Source organism: Rathayibacter sp. AY1E6, from assembly GCF_002931115.1.
Taxonomy (GTDB): domain Bacteria; phylum Actinomycetota; class Actinomycetes; order Actinomycetales; family Microbacteriaceae; genus Rathayibacter.
This window is the reverse complement of sequence record NZ_PSVK01000005.1, coordinates 73,349-92,935: the sequence shown is the minus strand read 5'-3', so window position 1 is coordinate 92,935 and position 19,587 is coordinate 73,349. Positions and strand designations below refer to the sequence as shown.

Here is a 19,587-nt window from a genome sequence, read left to right as displayed (position 1 = left end):
CCGCCGGGTCAGCGCCGGATCGCACAACGATGCCCCGCCGCCCGCGTGGGTGGCAGCATGGTCGGATGCCGATGGATCCGGACGAGGCGCGCCTCCTCGACGCGCTGCTGGCCGAGCGGCAGGCCGAGACGCGCGACGAGGCGGCCCGGCTCGAGGCCTCGCTGGCCGAGCTCCTGCGCGACCGTGCCGACGGCACCGCCGATGACGAGCACGACCCGGAGGGCACGCCGCTCTCGGCCGAGTGGTCGCGGATGGCCGGAGTCCGCGACGCTCTCGCCCGCACGGCGCGCGAGCTCGACGCCGCTCGCACCCGCCTCGGCACCGGCGGCTACGGGGACTGCGCCTCGTGCGGCCGCCCGATCGGAGCCGCCCGCCTCGCCGCCCGGCCCACGGCCGAGCTCTGCATCGACTGCGCCCGGCTAGCGGAGTCGCGCATCCGCTGACGCCCCGCGAGGCGAGCCTGCGGCATGCCCTCCGTCTGAAGGCCCCCACAGATCCCGGCGTGCGGAAACCCGGTTTCTCCTGCGAGCATTCACATCCGGTCGCGTCCCTCGAACAGGTCTGACGGACCACCCCTCCCCCCCCTGCTCGAAAGGCACTCCTGCGATGACCGAGACGTCGACCGCCCGATCGACCGGCGCCCCTCCCGCCCCCGACAAGCGCGCCTGGCGCTCGCTGATCGTCCTGCTCGCGGGCATGTTCATCGCCCTGCTCGACACGACCATCGTGAACGTGGCGCTTCCCACCATCCGCACCACGCTCGACGCCTCCGAGTCGACGCTCTCCTGGATCATCTCCGGCTACGCCCTCGCGTTCGGCCTCGCCCTGATCCCTGCCGGCCGCCTCGGCGACCGCTTCGGGCACAAGTGGGTCTTCGTCAGCGGCATCGCCCTCTTCACCGTCGCCAGCTTCGCGTGCGGACTGGCCGCGGACGACACCCAGCTCGTCGTCGCCCGCATCGTGCAGGGCCTGGCGGGCGGCGTCTTCGTCCCGGCGGTCAACGCCTACATCCAGCTCCTCTTCCGCGGTCCCTCGCGCGGCAAGGCCTTCGCGGTGATGGGCGCGGTCCTCGGCGTCTCGTCGGCGCTCGGCCCGATCATCGGCGGCCTGATCATCCAGGCCTTCGGCGACGAGAACGGCTGGCGCCTGGTCTTCTGGGTGAACCTGCCCATCGGCGTCGCGACCCTGATCGCCGCCGCGGTCCTCCTCCCCGCCCGCCGCGACCTCGAGGCCGGCGACCGCGCCCCGAGCGGAGGCGTCGACTGGCTCGGCCTCGTGCTCGTCTCCGGCGGCCTGGTCGCCCTGCTCGTCCCGCTCATCCAGGGCGAGGACGAGGGCTGGCCGCTGTGGACCTTCCTCTCGATCGCCGGCGGAGTCCTGCTCCTCGCCGCGTTCGGCGCCTGGGAGGTCCTCCACGTCCGCCGCGGCCGCGCTCCCCTGGTGCCGCCGTCGCTGTTCCGCCACCCGGCCTTCACCGGAGGCGTGATCCTCGCGCTGGTCTACTTCGCGGCCTTCACGAGCATCTTCTTCACCATCTCGCTGCTCTGGCAGTCGGGCCTCGGCCACACCGCGCTCGAGTCGGGCCTGGTGTCGATCCCCTTCGCGATCGGCAGCATCATCAGCTCCTCGCAGAGCAACCGGATGACCGCGCGCCTGGGGCGCAACGTCCTGGTGATGGGCAGCGGGCTCCTCGCCATCGGGCTCGGCTGGGTCTGGCTGGTGCTGCTGACCGCGACCCCGGACTCGATCAGCAACTGGCAGCTCCTGCCGCCGCTGCTGATCGCAGGCCTCGGCAACGGCTTCTTCATCGCCCCGAACGTGCAGTTCATCGTCTCGACCGTCGACCCGCAGGACGCGGGCGCGGCGAGCGGCGTGATCTCGGCGATCCAGCGCATCGGCTCGGCCGTGGGCATCGCGGTCATCGGCAGCGTGCTGTTCGGGAGCCTCGTCATCACGGGTCCGGACACGGTCGCCTCGGGCTTCCTCGACGCCGCGGCTCCCGCGATGCTCCTCAGCACCCTGATGGCGGTCGCCGCCTTCGCGCTGGTGTTCGTGCTGCCGAAGTCGGTCTCGCGCCGGGGCTGAGGGCCCCTGCCCGGTCGCCGCACGCCGGCGGCCGGGCGCGCGGGACGTCCGCCGCTTCAGCGCGGCGGGCGCCTTCCGACTGATCCGCGGGTGGCCCCGGAGCCTACGCCCGAGCGGCCGCCGCGGCCTTCGCCGCCGCCGGCAGCGCGTCCACGATGCGCCCGATCGCCGCGTCGTCGTGCGCGGCCGAGACGAACCAGGCCTCGTACACCGACGGCGGCAACGAGACGCCCGCGTCGAGCATCGCGTGGAAGAACGCCGGGTAGCGGAACGACTCCTGCGCCTGGACCTCGGCGTAGTCGCGCACCGGCCGGCCCAGGTCCGTGAACATGAAGCTGAAGAGGCTCCCGGCCGTCTGCACCGTGTGCGCGACGCCCTCGGCCGTCAGCGCCGCCGACACCTCGCGCTGGAGCGTCAGCGCCGTGGCGTCCAGCGAGGCGTAGACCGCGTCGTCGGCCAGCTGCAGCGTCCGGATGCCCGCGGCCACCGCGACCGGGTTCCCGGAGAGGGTGCCCGCCTGGTACACCGGCCCGAGCGGCGCCAGGTGGTCCATGACGTCCGCACGGCCGCCGAGAGCCGCGACCGGCATCCCTCCGCCGATGACCTTGCCGAAGGTGTAGAGGTCGGCCCGGTACGGAGCCTCGGCGCCGCGGTTCTCGAGCCCCCACCAGCCGCCGGCGCTCACGCGGAAGCCGGTGAGCACCTCGTCCATGATCAGCAGCGAGCCGTTCGCGTGCACGAGGTCGGCGAGGGCCGCGTTGAAGCCCGGGTCCGGAGCGACGACGCCCATGTTGGCGGCCGCGGCCTCGGTGATGACCGCCGCGATGTCGGCGCCGCGCTCGGCCAGGACCGCGCGCACCGCCTCGAGGTCGTTGTACGGCAGCACGATCGTCTGGGCCGCGGTCGCGGCCGTGACGCCGGCGGAGGCGGGCAGCGAGAGGGTCGCGAGACCGGAGCCGGCATCGGCGAGCAGTCCGTCGGAGTGGCCGTGGTAGTGGCCGGAGAACTTGATCAGCAGGTCGCGGCCGGTGACGCCGCGGGCGAGGCGGATCGCCGTCATCGTCGCCTCGGTGCCGGTGGAGACCAGGCGGAGCTTCTCGATCGGCGAGACTCCCCCGGCCGTGATCCGCGCCTCGACCAGCTCGGCGAGGTCGGTCTCGGCGGGAGTGGACGCGCCGAACGAGAGACCGCGGGCGGCCGCCTCCTGCACCGCCGCGACGACCTCGGGGTGCGCGTGCCCGAGGACCGCGGGGCCCCAGGAGCAGACGAGGTCGACGTACTCGTGCCCGTCCGCGTCCGTGATGTACGGGCCGGCGGCCGAGACCATGAAGCGCGGGGTCCCGCCGACCGAGCGGAACGCTCTGACGGGCGAGTTGACGCCTCCGGGGATCGCGTGCCGGGCACGCTCGTACAGGGTGTCGTTCGCCGAGGTGGTCACCCCTCCAGGGTACGCGCGCCGCCCGGCGCCCTCGCGCCGGAGAGGCGCTTTCGGACGAGATGCCGAGGCTCGCTCCCGGGAGGAGGAGCGGCTACTTCAGCAGGTCGCGAGCGATCTCGACGGCCCAGTACGTGAGAACCGCGTCGGCCCCCGCGCGGAGGATCCCCGTGACCGACTCCAGGATCGCCGGCTCGCGCGAGATCCAGCCGTTCGCGGCGGCGGCCTCGATCATCGCGTACTCCCCCGACACCTGGTACGCCCAGACCGGCACGTCCGAGACGGATGCGACGTCCGAGAGCACGTCGAGATAGCTCATGGCGGGCTTCACCATCACCACGTCGGCACCCTCGGCGAGGTCGAGGGTCGCCTCGCGCAGGCCCTCGCGGCGGTTCGCCGGGTCCTGCTGGTAGGTGCGGCGATCGCCCTCGAGCGTGGACTGCACGGCCTCGCGGAACGGACCGTAGAAGCTGGAGGCGTACTTCGCCGAGTACGCGAGGATCGCGGTGTCCAGGTGCCCGGCGCCGTCGAGAGCGGCGCGGATCGCTCCGACCTGGCCGTCCATCATCCCCGAGAGCCCGAGCAGGTGGGAGCCGGCCTCGGCCTGGGCGAGCGCCATCTCCTCGTAGCGGAGGAGCGTGGCGTCGTTGTCGACGCGCCCGCGGTCGTCGAGCACGCCGCAGTGGCCGTGGTCGGTGAACTCGTCCAGGCACAGGTCGCTCTGCACGACCAGCGCGTCGCCGACCTCCTCCACGACGACCCGCGTCGCGGCGTTGAGCACGCCGTCGGGGTCGGTCGCACCGGAGCCGACCGCGTCGCGCGTGGTGGGCACGCCGAACAGCATCACGCCGCCGATCCCCGCCTCGGCCGCCTCCGTCACCGCTCCGCGGACGCTGTCCAGCGAGTGGTGCATCACCCCCGGCATCGACCCGATCGGCCGGGCCTCGGTGGTCCCCTCGGCCACGAAGAGGGGCAGGATCAGCTGCGCCGGGTGGATGCGCGTCTCCTGGACGAGACGGCGGAGTGCGGGGGTCGTGCGGAGGCGGCGCGGGCGGATGGCAGTCATGTCCTCCAGCGTAATCCCGCCCCGCCGAGCACCTCCCGGGAGCGCGAACGCCTCACCCCGTGGAGGTGCTCCGGACGCACGACATCAGCCGAGAGGCGGATCCCTGGCCTGCGGGGCGAGGCCCGCCCCTCCCGGCCGACGTCGCGCCGGGGAGGCGGCTCAGCGGGGAGCGCGCTCCGTGGCGACGGCGGCGACCGCGTCGATGAGGGAGGAGGCCGAGCGCTCGTCGGCGACGACGTCGACGCGCAGGCCGAAGGCGCGGGCGTCCTTCGCGGTCTGCGGGCCGATCGCGGCGACGAGGATCGACTCGGGCACCGGGCCGAGCTGCTTCTGGACCTGCTCCGCCACGCTGCCCGAGGTGACGAGGATCGCGTGCACGGCTCCGCCGGCGACATCCGCCACGACGCGCTCCTCCACCGGGACGCCGACCGTACGGTAGGCGACCACGGAGCGCACGTCGTGCCCGATGCGGGTGAGGCCCTCGGTGAGCAGCGGCTTGGCGATCTCGGACCGCAGCGTCAGCACGCGCAAGGGGTGCCGACCGCCGGTCGCCTCCTCCCACTCGGCCAGGAGGCCGCGGGCGGAGTTGTCCTCGGAGGGGACGAGGTCGACGGAGTAGCCGGCGGCGACGAGCGCGGCCGCCGTGGTCTCGCCGACCGCCGCCACCTTGGTGCTCGCGGGCACGGTGGTGCGCAGGAGGGAGAGGACGTCGACCGTGGTGGCGCTCGTGACGGTCATCCAGTCGAAGGCGCCGGCCTCGAGGTCGGCGAGGGCCTGCTCGAGCGCGGGGAAGTCGTCGGTCGGCGCGAAGTTGATCATCGGAGCGACGACGGGCGAGGCTCCCTTGGCACGGAGAGCGGCGGCGACACCGTCCCCCCACGGGCCTCCGCGGGGGACGAGGATGCGCCACCCCTGCAACGGCTTCTCCCACTGGGAGTAGGCGGCGGGGACGATCACGAAGGGGCTCCCAGGGGTGCGAGTTCGGCGGCACCCGCACCGAGAAGCGCGTCAGCGAGCAGAGAGCCGCAACGGAACGCGGCTTCGACGACGGGCAGTTCGCGACCACCATACTGCGGATCCGCCCGGTGTCGACCACCGCCGACCGAACCGTTATCGACCGGCTCGGCGACCTCCCGTGCGAGGGACGCCGTGCCGTCGACGGCGAAGACCACGCCGTGCAGGACGACGCGGTCCTCCTCGACGACCGCGGAGGCTCCGATCGGAGCGGCGCACCCGGCCTCGAGGGAGGCGAGGAGCGACCGCTCGGCCGTGATCGCCGCGCGGGTCGGCGCGTGCTCGACCGCTGCGAGAGCGGCGCGAAGCTCCTCCGACGGCTCCTCGTCGCGCACCTCGATGGCCAGCGCTCCCTGACCGGGGGCGTGCGGGGAGACGTCGAAGCCGAGCACCTCGGTGATCGCGTCGACCCGGCCGAGGCGGCGCAGGCCGGACAGGGCGAGCACGATCGCGTCCAGCGGCGAGTCGCTGCCGGGCAGCACCCTCCGGAGCCGGGTGTCGATGTTGCCGCGGATGTCCACGATCTCGAGGTCCGGACGGGCGGCCAGCAGCGCCGCGCGCCGGCGGGGCGAGCCCGTGCCCACGCGGGCTCCGACCGGCAGAGTCGCCAGGGTGAGCCCGTCGCGGGCGCAGAGCGCGTCGCGCGGGTCCTCCCGCTCGGGGACCGCTCCGAGCAGCAGGCCCTCCACCGGAGCGGTGGGCAGGTCCTTCAACGAGTGCACGATCGCATCGCAGCGCCCGGCGAGCAGCGCGTCGCGCAGAGCGCTGACGAACACGCCGGTGCCGCCGAGGGAGGCGAGCGAGCCGCGCATGCGGTCGCCGTCCGACTCGATGCGCACCAGCTCCACGGGGACCCCCGCGGCGGCCGACATCAGATCGGCCGTCATCCGGGTCTGCGCCACCGCGAGCGCGCTCGCGCGGGTGCCGACTCTGATGCTCACGACAGACGACTCCTCATCACGGTGCGACTCCCGCCAGGGCGGGCTTGAACCCCGCTCGCACGTTCTCGCAGCAGCCGGGGCGGCAGACGTCGTACCAGGGGCCGAGCGCCGTCATCGAGGGCCGGTCCTCGGTCGGCACGCCGTTGACGCGCTCGAGGACCAGGTCGATCAGGCCGGAGACGTAGACCGGGTCCGTGCCGGGGGTCGCGACGCGGAGCGCGACGAGTCCGTGCTCCTCCGAGGTCTCGAGGGCCTCGTTGTCGAGGTCCCACATGACCTCCATGTGGTCGGACACGAAGCCGAGCGGGACGATCAGCAGCGCGCGGCGGCCGCGGGCCGGCAGCTCCGCGATGGCGTCGTTGATGTCCGGCTCGAGCCAGGGCTGGGTGGGCGGGCCGGAGCGCGACTGGTAGACCAGCTGCCAGGGCACGTCCTCGTCCGTGGCGGCGGCCATGACGACCTCGGCGACGGCGAGGTGCTGCGCCTCGTAGGCGCCGCCCGGTCCGAACTCGTGCACGTCGACGACGGTGCCGTCGTCGTGGCGCTCGTGGGGTCCGCTGCGCTCGGCGTCGGCCATGGGGATCGAGTGCGTCGAGAACAGCACCTCCACCTCGGACGTGACATCGAGGTCGGGCATCCGCTCGCGCAGCTCGTCGAGCCCGTCGTGGACGGCCTTGACGAACGGCATGACGAAGCCGGGGTGGTCGAAGAACTGGCGCACCTTGTCGATCCGCAGCTCGCCCTCGAGGCCGGTCGCGTCGAGCGCCGCCGCGTAGTCCTCGCGGTACTGCCTGCAGGACGAGAAGGAGGAGTACGCGCTGGTGGCGATGGCGAGCAGGTTGGTGAACCCGCGCTCCTTCGCCTCGGCGACGGCCTCGCTCATGTAGGGCGCCCAGTTGCGGTTGCCCCAGAGCACGGGGAGGTCGATGCCGCGGTTCGCGAGCTCGGCCTCGAGCGCCTTCTTCAACGCGCGGTTCTGCGCGTTGATCGGGCTGACGCCGCCGAAGTGGCGGTAGTGGTGGGCGACCTCCTCGAGGCGCTCCTCCGGGATGCCGCGGCCGCGGGTGACGTTGCGGAGGAACGGGATGACGTCGTCCTGGCCCTCGGGCCCGCCGAAGCCGGCGAGGAGGATCGCGTCGTAGGCCACGGGGACCTCGACGTGCTCGGGGCCGGACGCCGCCGCAGGGGTGGCCCCGCGGACGAGGATCGGCTCGCTGGTCGTGTCGCTCATCGAAGCACCTCGGCGATCTGGTCGGCGTCGATGCGCCGGCCTGTGTAGAAGGGGACTTCCTCGCGCACGTGGCGGCGGGCCTCGGTGGCGCGCAGGTCGCGCATGAGGTCGACGAGGTTGACGAGCTCCTCGTCCTCGAGGGCGAGGATCCACTCGTAGTCGCCGAGCGAGAACGAGGCGACCGTGTTGGTCAGGACGGAGCGGAACCGCGAGCCCTGGCGCCCGTGCTGGGCGAGCATCGCGCGGCGCTCCTCCTCGGGGAGGATGTACCACTCGTAGGAGCGGACGAAGGGGTAGACCGTGAGCCAGCGGGCCGGCGCCTTCCCGCGCATGTAGGCGGGGAGGTGGTTCGAGCTGAACTCAGCGTCGCGGTGCACGCCCATCGCGTTCCACGTCGGCAGGAGGCCGACCAGCAGCTCCGTGCGCCGCAGCTCGCGGTAGGCCCGCTGCAGCTCCTCGGGCGCCGGGCCCGTGAGCCACAGCATGATGTCGGCGTCGGCGCGCAGGGCCGAGACGTCGTAGGTGCCGCGAACGGTCACACCCTGGCCCTCAAGCTGGGCGACGAGGTGCTCGTACTGCTTCACCGCGGGATCCACGGCGTCGCTGGAGAGGGTGAACGGACGTGCGGGATCCCTGCGGAGAACCGCCCAGAGCGTGTATCCCAGGGCCTGATCGGAGTGATCCTGATCGGCGGGGGGCTGCGGCGCCGGAGCGGCGGCGCTCGTGTCGGGGGCGGACTGAACGGGACCCGCCGTGCCGGCGGTCTGATCGGTCATTGATCCATCATCCCTCCGCTCGTGCCGATGCACAAAAGCGGCGGGGGCTCTGGCGCCGGAGGGCCCGGGACGCTAGCGCCCCGGGCCCGCCGGCACTCAGTCCTCGATGATCTGCTTCGCGACGCCCCAGACGACGAGGCCCACGGCGGCGGCGGCGCCGACCGCCCCGGCGATCAGCGCGGAGGGGTTCTGGCGGCGCACCACCTGGAGCTTCCGCTCGATCGTCCGCTGGGCGGTACGCACCTTGCGCGGCACGTTGACCTTGTACTCGATCGCGTCCAGGGTCGCGGCGAGCTCGGAGCGAGCGCGCTCGATGTCGGCCTTCAGCTGGCCGGGCTTCAGCTCCGCCGGGTCGACGAAGCGGGGCGTGGTGCTGCTGACGGATCGCTCAGTTGTCATAGCTGCCCACTCCCTTGAACGCCTGGACGTCCTTCTTGATGCTGTCGATCGAGTCCTGCGGCACCGGCGGCACGGCCTTCTTGATGGTGCGCACGCCGACGAGGGCGAGGATCACGGCCACCAGGAGGAAGAAGACCGTCACGATCAGCGCCGACAGCCAGGCCGGAAGCCAGGAGGCGATGCCGATGATCGCGAAGGCGACCAGCGTCGCCCACGCGGTCAGGAGGAGGAAGGCCGCGACCGCGAACAGGCCGACGGCCAGACCCGCGCTCTTCGCCTTGCCCGCCAGCTCGTTCTTCAGCGAGGCGACCTCGGCCTTGACGAGCTCGATCACGAGGCCGGGCAGGTCGCTGACCAGCTCTCCCAGTGATCGGGCGTTCTTGGGATTGCGTTCGTTCACCACGGGAGCTCCTCGAGGGTGGGACGTGCCGGCCGGCGCGCGCCTGGCACGGCCGGAGGGATGAGCACTAGGCCCTGCTGGTGGAGGTGGACGTCGTCGACCCGCCGGAGCCGGCCGACGCCGCGGCCTCGTCGACCTTCGAGGCCGCCTTGCGGGCGGCGGCCGACGCCTCCGCGTCGCTCGCTCCCTGGGCCTTCCTGCCGCCGGACACGGCCTTGACGACCACCGAGCGCACGACCTCGTACGCCTTGTCCGAGACGCTGCTCAGCTGGGTCTTCGCGGCACCGCCGACGGCGCCCGCGACGTCCTGCACCGGTTGGGTCCGCCAGAAGCGGCCTGCCGCCGAGGCGATCTGCTCGTACCGCTTGCGGCCGGCGCGTGCTCCCAGCACGTACCCGGCTGCGGCTCCTGCCACGAAAAGAATCTTGCCCTTCACGCCTACTCCTCGTCCTGGGTCGCTCTCGCGATCGTCCACGCGGTCGGTGACCACTCGTGCCGGGGCACGCCGCGCGCTCGCGCGGATGCCTGGGCCTAAGAGTAGCCGTCGGCGTCGTGGGCGTCGCTCGGCAGCCCGACTCCTTGACGCACCAGTCGGCGCCGGATAAGGGCGGCCGTCTCGGCGGCGTGCGGGAGCACCGAGGCGAGGCCCGTGCCCGCGATCCAGGTGCCGGTCACGGCGACTCCCTCGATCGGGAGGAGCGCCTCGCGGAACGCCTCCAGGTGCGCGCGGCGGCCCAGCGCCGCGGCGGGCCGGACGTTGGCCCAGCGCACCCGGGCGGAGTCGACGAGCGACGCCGGATCGAGGGCGAGTCCGAGCAGCGTCGAGGCGTCGAGCAGGGCGATCGCGGCCGCCTCGGCATCGGTGCGCCCCTCGAGCGGCGGGCGCTCGCCCGGGCGCCCGTAGGAGAGGCGCAGCACGTGGCGCCCGGGAGGGAGGGAGGCGGCCAGCCAGTCCCACTTCGCGGTCGCGTGCGTGATCGCCTTGGCCGTGACGTCGGTGGCGGTGGGCGCCACGAGCACACCGGAGCCGCGGGGGGCTGCGTCCAGGCGGGCGTCATCGAGGACGAGGGTCACCAGCTCGACGGAGTCGTGGGGCGCCTCGTCGGCGCGCTCCGCGACGGCGGGGGCGAGGCCGGCGAGCAGCGCCCGGGCGTCGCGCTCCGGGGTCGAGACGATCACCGCTCGGGCGCTCAGAGCGCCGTCGGCGAGGGTCAGGACGAAGTCCCCGTCGGAGCCCTCGAGCCGCTGCACGGAGGCGCCGGTGCGGATCTCGCCGGAGAGGTAGTCGATCCGCTGGACCAGCGCGGCGACCAGGCGGTGCATCCCGCCCTCGAGCCCGCGGATCGCGACTCCGGCCGGGAGGTTCGCGCGGAGGGCGGCCACGCCCCGGGCGAGTGAGCCCGCGCGGGTGAGCGCGCCGTTCAGTCCGGGTGCGGCCAGGTCGACGTCGATGTCGTCCGGCCGGCTCGAGTACACGCCCGAGACGACCGGCGCGACCAGGTCCTCGAGCACGCGCTCGCCCATACGGGTTCGCACCAGCTCGGCGAGGGAGTGGGCGCGGCCGATGCGCAGCACGGGCATCAGGGTGTCGAGCCAGGCGCGCCAGGCACCGCGGCGGCCGATCGCCCGCACGACGTCGGGGGCGAGCGGCGTGCCGGGGATGCCGAGGATGCCGGCCCGGGGCGACGGCACGGAGCGGCCGTTCGAGAGGTGCAGCCACGAGCCGTGCGTCCGCGGCTCGACGATCGACTCGGCGAGCGGGACGCCGTCGAGGGTCAGCGCGGCGAGCGCCCGCTCGACGTGGCCGCCGCGGGTGGCGAAGCTCTCGGCGCCCGCATCGAGCGCGGCTCCGGCCAGCGCGAGCGGAGAGACGGAGCCGCCGACCCGCTCCCCCGCCTCGAGCACCACGACGCGCAGGCCGATGCGCAGGCACTCCGCGGCGGCGGCGAGCCCCGCCACTCCGCCGCCGACGACCGCGACGTCGTACGACGCCGCGTCGCGGGGGCGCTCCTCGCTCACGGCCGCCAGGCGTGCACGAACGCGACGAGGCGCGTGAGCACGTCGGGGTCGGTCTCGGGCGGCACGCCGTGGCCGAGGTTGAGCACGTGCGCGGGGGCGCTCAGGCCCCGGCGGAGCACGTCGTCGACGTGGGCCTCGAGGACCTCCCACGGCGCGGTCAGCAGCGCCGGGTCGACGTTGCCCTGCACCGGCACGAAGCCGCCGAGGCGGTGGTTGGCCTCGTCGAGCGGGATCCGGTAGTCGACGCCGACCACGTCGGCGCCGATGCCGTGCATCGCTCCGAGCAGCTCGCCGGTGCCGACGCCGAAGTGCACGATCGGGACGTTGCGGCGCGTCTCCCCGTGGTCGAATGCGAGGTCGCGCACGTGGACGAGGGCGCGCGCGGAGGCGGGAGCGACATGGGTCGTGTAGTCCGAGAGCGAGAGCGCCCCGGCCCAGGAGTCGAAGAGCTGCGCGGCGCTGGCCCCGGCGAGCACCTGCGCGCGGAGGAAGCGGCCGGTGACCTCGGCGGTCCACTCCATCAGCTGAGCCCAGGCGGCGGGGTCGGCGTGCATCATCGTCCGCGCACGCAGGTGGTCCTTGGACGGGCCGCCCTCCACCAGGTAGGCGGCCAGGGTGAAGGGAGCGCCGGCGAAGCCGATGAGCGGTGTGTCGCCGAGGCCCGCGACGGTGAGGCGCACGCCCTCGCGGATGGGCTCGAGCGTCTCGTCGAGGACGGACGGGTCGATCGAGGCGAGCTCGGCGACGTCGGCGGCCGTGCGCACCGGCTTCTCGAGCACCGGACCGCGACCGGGGACGATGTCGACGCCGACGCCCGCGAGCCGCAGCGGGATCACGATGTCGCTGAAGAAGATGGCCGCGTCCACTCCGTGGCGCCGCACCGGCTGCAGGGTGATCTCGCTCGCCAGCGCCGGGTCGAGGCAGGCGTCGAGCATCTTCGTGTCGGTGCGCAGGGCCCGGTACTCCGGGAGGCTGCGGCCGGCCTGTCGCATGAACCAGACGGGCGTCCTCTCGCCCCGCTCGGAGCGGTAGGCGCGCAGGAGCAGCGAGTCGGCCGTGCGGCCGGCGGAGAGGGGGTGCAGCGGATCGAGCAGGCCGTCGGTGGGGGAGGTCACCGCGGCATTATTCCAGGCGCATCCGTGCATTCCTCCCCAGTCCGGGGACCCCGCCCCGCAGAGCGCGGGTAGACTGACGTGGTGCTTCTGTGTCTGACGGCGTCGCACAAGAACGCCAGCTTCGATCTCCTCGAGAAGCTCTCCGTCGACTCCTCCGCCGTGACCGCGGCCCTCTCCGAGGGGATCGACTTCGTCTCCGGAGCCGTCGTCGTCGCGACCTGCAACCGCTTCGAGGCCTACCTCGACATCGAGGAGCCGCTGACCGCCGCGCAGGCCGTCGCCGTCGAGGCCGCCACCGCCGCCGTCAGCGCCGCGACCGGCGTCGAGCAGGACGAGCTGCGCGGGAGCGTCGACGTCGTCTCGGGCGACCGGGTGGCCGAGCACCTCTTCGCCGTCTCCAGCGGGCTCGAGTCCGTCGTGGTCGGCGAGGGCGAGATCGCGGGCCAGGTCCGCCGGTCCCTCGAGGAGGCGCGCCGCCTCGGCACCACCTCCTCCGAGCTCGAGCGGCTGTTCCAGCGCGCCTCGCAGACCTCGCGCGGCATCAAGAACCGCACCGGCCTCGGCAGCGCCGGCCGCTCGATCGTGCGCCTCGCGCTCGACCTCGCCGCGAGCCGCGTCACCGACTGGCGGGCCGCCCGCGTCCTCCTCGTCGGCACCGGCAGCTACGCGCGGGCGACCGTCGCGGCCCTGCGCGACCGCGGAGTGGTGGACATCGCCGTGCACTCCCCCTCCGGCCGTGCCGAGGGCTTCGCCGCCCGCCGCTCGCTCCGGCCCATCGCCGCCTCCGATCTCCCGCTCGAGGCGGTCTCGGCCGACATCGTCATCACCTGCACCACGACCCAGGAGCCGGTGCTCGACGCCGCCCTGCTCGCCGCCGGGCGCCTCCAGGGCTTCTCCCGCGAGCGCCAGCTCGTGATCGACCTGGGCCTGCCGCGCAACGTCGCCTCCGACGTCACCTCGGTCGCCGGCGTCGAGCTCCTCGACCTCGAGACGATCAGCCTGCACGCACCTCTCGACGTGCTCGACGCGTCGCAACAGGCGCGCGCGCTCGTCGACAAGGCGGCCCGGAAGTTCTCGGACGTCGCCGACGAGAAGAGCCTCACTCCGGCCGTCGTCGCCCTGCGCGCCCACGTGTTCGACGCGCTCGACGCCGAGATCGAGCGGGCCCGCTCGCGCGGCGACAAGGACGGCCGCACCGAGCAGGCGCTCCGCCACCTCGCCGGCGTCCTGCTGCACACTCCGAGCGTCCGCGCCCGCGACTACGCGCGCGCCGGAGCCCAGGGGGCCTACCTCACCGGGCTCGAGGCGCTCTTCGGCATCGAGGTCCCGGCCGAGCCCGCCGCCGCCGCCCGCCCCGACGCGGACGCCGCCACCGCGTGAGCCTCCGGCTCCCCTTCGACGCGGAGCCGCTGCGCTCCGCGCCGCTGCTCACCGAGCGCCTGCTCCTGCGTCCCCTCGGACCGGAGGACGCCGAGGACCACGCGCGCTACCAGGGCGACGCCGACGCCGTCCGGTTCCTCCGCTGGCCGGTGCGCACCCCCGAGGAGTCGCGGGCGCACCTGCAGCGCCGCCTCCCCTCGACACGGCTCGCCGCTGACGGCGACGTGGCCGTGCTGGCGATCGTCCCCCGGGAGGGCGTCCTCGCCGGGCGGATGATCGGCGACCTCACGCTCATCGCGACGTCCGTCGAGCAGGAGGCGGTCGAGATCGGCTGGGTTCTGCACCCGGAGGCGCAGGGGCGCGGCTACGCGACCGAGGCCGCCCGGGCGCTGCTCGACCTCGCGTTCGACACCCTCGGCGCCCACCGCGTGATCGCGCAGCTCGACGCTCGGAACACCGCCTCCGCCCGCCTCTGCGAGCGCCTCGGGATGCGCCTCGAGGCGCACCACCGGGAGGACGAGTTCTGCAAGGGCGAGTGGACCTCGACCCTCGTCTTCGCCCTGCTCGCCCGCGAGCGCTGACCGCAGGGCCGGCTGGTCCGCGCCCTCCGGGACGCCGCCGGCCCGTCCGGTCGGCGGCGTCCCGGGAGGAGCGTCAGGCCCCGCGGAGCCCGGTGAAGAGGTACGACTCGAGCTGCTCGAGCGGGATGCGCTCCTGCTTCATCGTGTCGCGGTCGCGGACGGTCACGGCGTCGTCCTCGAGCGAGTCGAAGTCGACGGTCACGCAGTACGGGGTGCCGATCTCGTCCTGGCGGCGGTAGCGGCGGCCGATCGCTCCGGAGTCGTCGAAGTCGACGTTCCAGAGCTGGCGCAGCTGGTCGGCGACGCGGCGCGCGAGCGGCGAGAGGGCCTCGTTGCGCGAGAGCGGCAGCACAGCCACCTTCACCGGCGCCAGGCGCGGGTCGAGGTGCAGCACGGTCCGCGTCTCGACCTTGCCCTTGGCGTTCGGCGGCAGCTCCTGCTCCTCGTAGGCGTCGACGAGGAACGCCATGAGCGCGCGGGTGAGGCCGAACGACGGCTCGATCACGAACGGCACGTAGCGCTCGTTCTTGTTCTGGTCGAAGAACGAGAGGTCCTTGCCCGAGTGCTCGATGTGCGTCTTGAGGTCGTAGTCGGTGCGGTTCGCGACTCCCATCAGCTCGCCCCACTCGCCCGAGGCGAAGCTGAAGCGGTACTCGATGTCGACGGTGCGCTTGGAGTAGTGGGAGAGCTTGTCCTTCGGGTGCTCGTACTGCCGGATGTTCTCGGGGTTCATCCCGAGCCCGACGAACCAGTCCCAGGCGAGCTGCATCCAGGTCTCCTGCCACTCCTCGTCCGTGCCGGGCTCGACGAAGAACTCGAGCTCCATCTGCTCGAACTCGCGGGTGCGGAAGATGAAGTTGCCGGGGGTGATCTCGTTGCGGAACGCCTTGCCGATCTGGCCGATGCCGAAGGGCGGCTTGCGACGGGCGCTCTGCAGCACGTTCGCGAAGTTGGTGAAGATGCCCTGGGCGGTCTCGGGACGCAGGTAGTGCAGACCCGACTCGTCGTCGACGACGCCGAGGTAGGTCTTCATCAGGCCCGAGAACTGCTTGATCTCGGTCCACTGGCCGACCTTGTCGGGGTGCTCCGGGTCCGGGATGTCGGCGAGGCCGTTCACGGGCGGGTGGCCGTTGACCTCCTCGTACTTCTCGAAGAGGTGGTCGGCGCGGTAGCGCTTGTGGGTGATCAGCGACTCGGTCAGCGGGTCCGAGAAGACGCCGACGTGTCCCGAGGCGTGCCAGATCGCCGTGGGCAGGATGACCGCGGAGTCCAGGCCGACGACGTCGCCCCGGCCCTGCACGAAGGTCTTCCACCACTGGCGCTTGATGTTCTCCTTGAACTCCACGCCGAGCGGCCCGTAGTCCCACGCGGAGCGGGTGCCCCCGTAGATCTCACCCGAGGGGAAGACGAATCCCCTGTGCTGCGCGAGGGTGATGACTTTGTCGAGGGTGGTGGGTTCTGCCACGGGTTGCTCCTCAGCTGTTCGGGCGCACGGGGCCCCGGCGCGCGCCGGCTGCGCGCGTCCTTCTGGTGTGCCCCCATGGTAGCCGCGGGGGCGCCGAGCCGGTCCGCCCGCGGCGGGCATGATGAGCGGATGAGCACCCTCCCGCCGATCGTCGTGTCCGCCGTCGCCGTCCTCCGCGACCGGCACGTCCTGATGGTCACGGCGCGGGGCCGCGACGTCCTCTACCTCCCCGGCGGCAAGGTCGACGAGGGCGAGAGCGGGATCGAGGCGGCGGCCCGGGAGGCCCGCGAGGAGCTCGGCGCCGTCGCGCTCGGCCTCGAGCCCCTGTTCACCGTCCGCACCCAGGCGCACGGCGAGCCGGAGGGGCGGGAGGTCCACATGAGCGTCTTCGCCGCCGAGCTCGACCGCGAGGCGCGCCCGAGCGGCGAGGTCGACTCGCTGCACTGGGTCGACGGCTCCGATGCGGGCCGCTGCCCGCCCGCCGGGGTCGAGACCCTCCGGCTGCTGCGCGGTCTCGATCTCGTCGACTGACCCTCCGGCTCCGGGCCGACCGCGGGGCGGCTAGCCTCGTGGCGTGGAGACGAGACGGCGTGCACGGGACCGGTCGAGCGCGGAGGAGCCGGACCGGCTCGAGCCGGTGCGACTGGAGGCGGCCGTGCCGATCCTGCGGATCTTCTCGGTCGCCAAGGCGGGCGAGTTCTACGTCGACTACCTCGGCTTCGAGGTGGACTGGGAGCACCGCGCCGCGCTCGACGCCCCCCTCTACCTGCAGGTGTCGCGCTCGGGGCTCCGCCTGCACCTCAGCGAGCACCACCGCGACGGCAGTCCCGGCGCCGCGGTGCACGTCGCCCTCCGCGGTGTCCGCGAGCTGCACGCCGAGCTCGACGCGAAGGCGTACCCCTACCTCAACCCGCGGATCACCCGCACGCCGTTCGGCTTCGCGCTCGACGTGATCGATCCGTTCGGCAACCAGCTGCGCTTCGCGGAGCCGGCCCCGGTGCCGCGCCTGCCCTGATCGGTGCACGTGAGGGTGCTTGTACAACCTGAGCGCCGACTGATCAACCGTTCACCGGCCGTCCATGCACTTCGGAGTCCCATCCTTTAGCGTGGCTCCGATGGCTTCACGGGGGACGATCGAGCGGCCGGACACGGCCCGGGCAACGGGACGGCAGCGCCGACCGCGGCTCCGCTTCATGGAGGCCGCACCGCTGGCGACGGGCCTGCTTGGCTCGATCGCGATCCTCCTCGGCTCGCTCGGCGTGGGCTACCTGCCCGCCGGCTCACCCATCCGCGACTGGCCTCTCGTCGCCTCGATCCGCGCCACGGGCTGGCTCACCGAGTCCAGCGGCGCCCTCGTCGTGGGCGGCGGGATGCTGCTGCTGATCGCGTGGCTCCGCCTGCGCACGGTCGCGCTCGCGGCGGGCCCCGGCTCCGTCCGCACCATCGTGGTGGCGGCCCTCGCCTGGACCGCTCCGCTCCTCGTGACGGTGCCGCTGTTCAGCCACGACATGTTCTCCTACGTGGCGCAGGGTCGCCTGATGACCCAGGGCATCGACCCCTACACCCACGGCGTCGCGACGCTCCCGGGCTGGTTCGACCTCGGCGTCGACCCGCTCTGGGCCGACACGCCCACGCCCTACGGGCCCCTCTACCTCCTGATCGAGCGCACCGCCGTGCAGTTCGCGGGCTACGGCGCACCGGAGCTCTCGATCGCGATGCTCCGCGCCGTGTCGGTCGCGGGCGTGGCCGTCATGGCCGTCTACGCGCTCCGCCTGGCGCGCCTGCGCGGCCTCTCGGTCCCGCTCACCGCCTGGACGATCGTCGCCAACCCGCTGACCCTCGTGCTCTTCGTCGTCGCCGGCCACAACGACTCCGTGATGCTGGCGCTCATCCTCGCGTCGCTCTACTACGCCCAGACCGACCGGCGCATCGCCGCCGTCGTGCTGATGGCCGGAGCGATCGCGATCAAGCCGATCGCCGTGATCGCGCTCCCCGTGCTCGCGCTCCTGTGGCTGCGCCACGACGCGACGTGGCGTGAGCGCACCCGCGGCTGGCTCTGGACGGGCGCCGGAGCGCTCGGCCTCGTGGTCGCCGTCGGGCTGCTCGCGGGCGTCGGGGTCGGCTGGGTCGCGGCGATGGTCGTGCCCGGCTCGATCCTGCACTGGTACGCGCCGATGTCGTTCGTCACGGTCTCGGTCTCCCGCGCCGTCGAGTTCACCGGTCACGACCCCGCCGCGGCGATCGCCGTGGTCAAGATCCTCGCGCTCGGGCTCGCCGGCCTGATCGCTGCGCGCCTCATGCTGTCGCGGCGCTCCATCGATCCGCTCGCCCGCCTGTCCGGTGCGCTGCTCGCGTTCGTGACGGCGTCGACCGCCATCCACCCCTGGTACGCCCTCTGGATCCTGCCGATCGCCGCGCTCGCGCGCCCGTGGAGCCGCTCCCACGTGCACCTGGCGGTCTACGCGTCGATCTTCCTCATGTGCGTCACGCTCGCCGAGCCGATCGACGGCGGAGGCGGCACGATGGACCAGATCCCGGCGCGGGTCGCGACGATCGCCGCGATCGCCGTGGTCGGGATGTACGTCCTCCTCGGCTACACGGACGAGGAGCGGGTCGAGGGTCTGCCCCTCGTGCGCGCGCTGCCGTTCGGCTCCGTGATCCTCGCCCGCCTCAGCGGCGGCCGCCTGGTCGACGCCCGGATGGCCGCCACGCGCCTGCGCGACTAGCCGGAGCCGCGGCTCAGGAGTCGGACTCGTCTCTCCGACGGCGGGTGCGGCGGTCGAGCGCGGCCTGCGCCGTCTCGGCGGCCGAGTCCGGGGAGCCGACCGGCCCGGTGGGTCCGGCGAGGGTGCTCGAGAGCGACGACAGCCAGCCGGAGTCGTCGCGGCCGGCGTTCAGCGCCTCCGAGAAGAGGGGGAGGTCGCTGCGGGTGGCGTGGATCGCGTAGGACTCGCGGGAGAACCCGTTGTCGGGGACGACGGGCGTCCTGCGGGACGCGCGCGTGGAGTCCGGGGCCTGCTCCTGTCGAGCAGCGTTCGACACCTGCTCCTGGGTGGACTGCTCCTGGGCGGCCTGCTCCCGGCGGGCGTCGCGCTCGTCGCGCGGGGTGCTGCTGTCGTGGTCCACGGCGGTCCTCCTGCTCTCCGCCCCGAGCGGAGGGACGGGCGCCGCGATGACGGGGCGGCGCCCGGTCAGGCTACCCCTCGTTCAGGGTGTGGCGTCGTCGGCGGCCCCTGATCGTGGCGCGGGGCGCCAGACGACCAGCTCGGTCCGGCGCTGCGCGCGCGTGCCGTGGCGCAGAGTGACCACGTCCCCCTCGAGTCCGGCGGCGAACACGCGGCGGCCCGGTCGGTTCAGGAGCTCGTCGGCGAGGGCCGACTCCAGCTCGCGCACCCGCTGCGAGAGCGACTGCACCTGGTTCTCGAGCTGCAGGATGCGCGCGATGCCCTCGAGAGAGACGCCCTCGGAGGAGAGCCGGGCGACCTCGCGCAGCTGCACCACGTCGCGCATCGAGTAGCGGCGCGACTTGCCCGCGGTGCGGGTCGGGCTCACGAGCCCGAGCCGGTCGTACTGCCGGAGCGTCTGCGGGTGCATCCCCGCCAGCTCGGCGGCGACGGCGATCGCGAAGACGGGCGTGTTCTCGTCCATGTCTCCTCCTCCGACCGGTCGCGCCGATCCGG

Annotated in this window: 21 protein-coding genes; 7 read left to right on the top strand and 14 right to left on the bottom strand. The window is 73.4% G+C overall.

Annotated features, from left to right (window positions below; genetic code table 11):
* Window positions 1-65: 65 nt before the first annotated feature.
* Window positions 66-443, top strand: coding sequence for a TraR/DksA family transcriptional regulator (locus C5C46_RS06865; protein WP_258059381.1), 378 nt, complete (start codon window positions 66-68; stop codon window positions 441-443).
* 163 nt (window positions 444-606) lie between these two features.
* On the top strand, window positions 607-2,085 hold the full coding sequence (locus C5C46_RS06860) for an MFS transporter (RefSeq protein ID WP_104222873.1): 1,479 nt from the start codon (window positions 607-609) through the stop codon (window positions 2,083-2,085).
* A 103-nt stretch (window positions 2,086-2,188) separates the two neighbouring features.
* Here C5C46_RS06860 and hemL read toward each other — a convergent pair whose 3' ends face one another.
* The 11 genes from hemL to hemE form a co-directional block, all read right to left on the bottom strand.
* On the bottom strand, window positions 2,189-3,523 hold the full coding sequence (gene hemL / locus C5C46_RS06855) for a glutamate-1-semialdehyde 2,1-aminomutase (protein ID WP_104226146.1): 1,335 nt from the start codon (window positions 3,521-3,523) through the stop codon (window positions 2,189-2,191).
* A 91-nt stretch (window positions 3,524-3,614) separates the two neighbouring features.
* Window positions 3,615-4,586 carry a porphobilinogen synthase gene (gene hemB / locus C5C46_RS06850; RefSeq protein ID WP_104226145.1) on the bottom strand — a complete coding sequence of 324 codons (972 nt, stop codon included), beginning with the start codon at window positions 4,584-4,586 and terminating at the stop codon, window positions 3,615-3,617.
* Between the two features lie 159 nt (window positions 4,587-4,745).
* Window positions 4,746-5,540 (bottom strand): uroporphyrinogen-III synthase, encoded by a 795-nt coding sequence (locus C5C46_RS06845; RefSeq protein ID WP_104222950.1) that lies wholly within the window; start codon window positions 5,538-5,540, stop codon window positions 4,746-4,748.
* On the bottom strand, window positions 5,540-6,541 hold the full coding sequence (gene hemC / locus C5C46_RS06840; protein ID WP_104226144.1) for a hydroxymethylbilane synthase: 1,002 nt from the start codon (window positions 6,539-6,541) through the stop codon (window positions 5,540-5,542). Before hemC ends, C5C46_RS06845 begins: the two co-directional genes overlap by 1 nt.
* Before the next feature lie 16 nt (window positions 6,542-6,557).
* Window positions 6,558-7,772 (bottom strand): ferrochelatase, encoded by a 1,215-nt coding sequence (locus C5C46_RS06835; RefSeq protein ID WP_104226143.1) that lies wholly within the window; start codon window positions 7,770-7,772, stop codon window positions 6,558-6,560.
* Window positions 7,769-8,548 carry a hydrogen peroxide-dependent heme synthase gene (gene hemQ, locus C5C46_RS06830; RefSeq protein ID WP_104226142.1) on the bottom strand — a complete coding sequence of 260 codons (780 nt, stop codon included), beginning with the start codon at window positions 8,546-8,548 and terminating at the stop codon, window positions 7,769-7,771. The genes C5C46_RS06835 and hemQ overlap by 4 nt, the downstream gene beginning before the upstream one ends.
* A 96-nt stretch (window positions 8,549-8,644) precedes the next feature.
* Window positions 8,645-8,947 carry a DUF3618 domain-containing protein gene (locus tag C5C46_RS06825; RefSeq protein WP_104222879.1) on the bottom strand — a complete coding sequence of 101 codons (303 nt, stop codon included), beginning with the start codon at window positions 8,945-8,947 and terminating at the stop codon, window positions 8,645-8,647.
* Window positions 8,937-9,347, bottom strand: a complete 411-nt coding sequence (locus C5C46_RS06820; protein ID WP_244229489.1) for a phage holin family protein — start codon at window positions 9,345-9,347, stop codon at window positions 8,937-8,939. Before C5C46_RS06820 ends, C5C46_RS06825 begins: the two co-directional genes overlap by 11 nt.
* Window positions 9,348-9,414: 67 nt before the next feature.
* On the bottom strand, window positions 9,415-9,762 hold the full coding sequence (locus tag C5C46_RS06815) for a YtxH domain-containing protein (RefSeq protein WP_146076886.1): 348 nt from the start codon (window positions 9,760-9,762) through the stop codon (window positions 9,415-9,417).
* 116 nt (window positions 9,763-9,878) lie between these two features.
* On the bottom strand, window positions 9,879-11,366 hold the full coding sequence (locus C5C46_RS06810) for an NAD(P)/FAD-dependent oxidoreductase (protein WP_258059380.1): 1,488 nt from the start codon (window positions 11,364-11,366) through the stop codon (window positions 9,879-9,881).
* Window positions 11,363-12,511: a uroporphyrinogen decarboxylase gene (gene hemE / locus C5C46_RS06805; protein WP_104226141.1), complete on the bottom strand. Its 1,149-nt coding sequence runs from the start codon at window positions 12,509-12,511 to the stop codon at window positions 11,363-11,365. Before hemE ends, C5C46_RS06810 begins: the two co-directional genes overlap by 4 nt.
* Before the next feature lie 51 nt (window positions 12,512-12,562).
* Here hemE and C5C46_RS06800 point away from each other — a divergent pair, with 51 nt between their 5' ends.
* Both C5C46_RS06800 and C5C46_RS06795 read left to right on the top strand, forming a co-directional pair.
* Entirely contained in the window at window positions 12,563-13,861 is a 1,299-nt protein-coding gene (locus C5C46_RS06800; protein ID WP_104226219.1) for a glutamyl-tRNA reductase, read from the top strand.
* The gene (locus tag C5C46_RS06795) at window positions 13,858-14,442 is read left to right on the top strand and encodes a GNAT family N-acetyltransferase (protein ID WP_258059379.1); all 585 of its coding nucleotides are present in this window, start codon (window positions 13,858-13,860) and stop codon (window positions 14,440-14,442) included. Before C5C46_RS06800 ends, C5C46_RS06795 begins: the two co-directional genes overlap by 4 nt.
* A gap of 73 nt (window positions 14,443-14,515) precedes the next feature.
* Here the strand turns inward: C5C46_RS06795 and C5C46_RS06790 are convergent, their stop codons facing one another.
* Window positions 14,516-15,907, bottom strand: coding sequence for a glycine--tRNA ligase (locus C5C46_RS06790; protein ID WP_104226140.1), 1,392 nt, complete (start codon window positions 15,905-15,907; stop codon window positions 14,516-14,518).
* A 129-nt stretch (window positions 15,908-16,036) separates the two neighbouring features.
* Here C5C46_RS06790 and C5C46_RS06785 point away from each other — a divergent pair, with 129 nt between their 5' ends.
* From C5C46_RS06785 to mptB, 3 genes are all read left to right on the top strand, one after another.
* The gene (locus C5C46_RS06785; protein ID WP_104226139.1) at window positions 16,037-16,438 is read left to right on the top strand and encodes an NUDIX domain-containing protein; all 402 of its coding nucleotides are present in this window, start codon (window positions 16,037-16,039) and stop codon (window positions 16,436-16,438) included.
* A gap of 43 nt (window positions 16,439-16,481) precedes the next feature.
* Window positions 16,482-16,922 (top strand): glyoxalase superfamily protein, encoded by a 441-nt coding sequence (locus tag C5C46_RS06780; protein ID WP_208543318.1) that lies wholly within the window; start codon window positions 16,482-16,484, stop codon window positions 16,920-16,922.
* A 100-nt stretch (window positions 16,923-17,022) separates the two neighbouring features.
* On the top strand, window positions 17,023-18,633 hold the full coding sequence (gene mptB, locus C5C46_RS06775; protein ID WP_146078786.1) for a polyprenol phosphomannose-dependent alpha 1,6 mannosyltransferase MptB: 1,611 nt from the start codon (window positions 17,023-17,025) through the stop codon (window positions 18,631-18,633).
* A gap of 13 nt (window positions 18,634-18,646) precedes the next feature.
* Here mptB and C5C46_RS06770 read toward each other — a convergent pair whose 3' ends face one another.
* Together C5C46_RS06770 and C5C46_RS06765 are read right to left on the bottom strand one after the other, a co-directional pair.
* Window positions 18,647-19,033 (bottom strand): hypothetical protein, encoded by a 387-nt coding sequence (locus C5C46_RS06770; RefSeq protein WP_104226136.1) that lies wholly within the window; start codon window positions 19,031-19,033, stop codon window positions 18,647-18,649.
* An 81-nt stretch (window positions 19,034-19,114) separates the two neighbouring features.
* A complete protein-coding gene (locus C5C46_RS06765) occupies window positions 19,115-19,555 on the bottom strand; it encodes a heat shock protein transcriptional repressor HspR (protein WP_104226135.1) in 441 nt (146 codons plus the stop codon).
* Window positions 19,556-19,587: the final 32 nt, after the last annotated feature.

What these genes read in the sequence shown, in the direction of transcription:
- C5C46_RS06865 (WP_258059381.1), top strand. Translation starts at nt 66, where the DNA reads ATGCCGATGGATCCGGACGAGGCGCGCCTCCTCGACGCGCTGCTGGCC.
- C5C46_RS06860 (WP_104222873.1), top strand. Translation starts at nt 607, where the DNA reads ATGACCGAGACGTCGACCGCCCGATCGACCGGCGCCCCTCCCGCCCCC.
- hemB (WP_104226145.1), bottom strand. Translation starts at nt 4,586, where the DNA reads ATGACTGCCATCCGCCCGCGCCGCCTCCGCACGACCCCCGCACTCCGC.
- C5C46_RS06835 (WP_104226143.1), bottom strand. Translation starts at nt 7,772, where the DNA reads ATGAGCGACACGACCAGCGAGCCGATCCTCGTCCGCGGGGCCACCCCT.
- hemQ (WP_104226142.1), bottom strand. Translation starts at nt 8,548, where the DNA reads ATGACCGATCAGACCGCCGGCACGGCGGGTCCCGTTCAGTCCGCCCCC.
- C5C46_RS06825 (WP_104222879.1), bottom strand. Translation starts at nt 8,947, where the DNA reads ATGACAACTGAGCGATCCGTCAGCAGCACCACGCCCCGCTTCGTCGAC.
- hemE (WP_104226141.1), bottom strand. Translation starts at nt 12,511, where the DNA reads ATGCACGGATGCGCCTGGAATAATGCCGCGGTGACCTCCCCCACCGAC.
- C5C46_RS06785 (WP_104226139.1), top strand. Translation starts at nt 16,037, where the DNA reads ATGAGCACCCTCCCGCCGATCGTCGTGTCCGCCGTCGCCGTCCTCCGC.
- mptB (WP_146078786.1), top strand. Translation starts at nt 17,023, where the DNA reads ATGGCTTCACGGGGGACGATCGAGCGGCCGGACACGGCCCGGGCAACG.
- C5C46_RS06765 (WP_104226135.1), bottom strand. Translation starts at nt 19,555, where the DNA reads ATGGACGAGAACACGCCCGTCTTCGCGATCGCCGTCGCCGCCGAGCTG.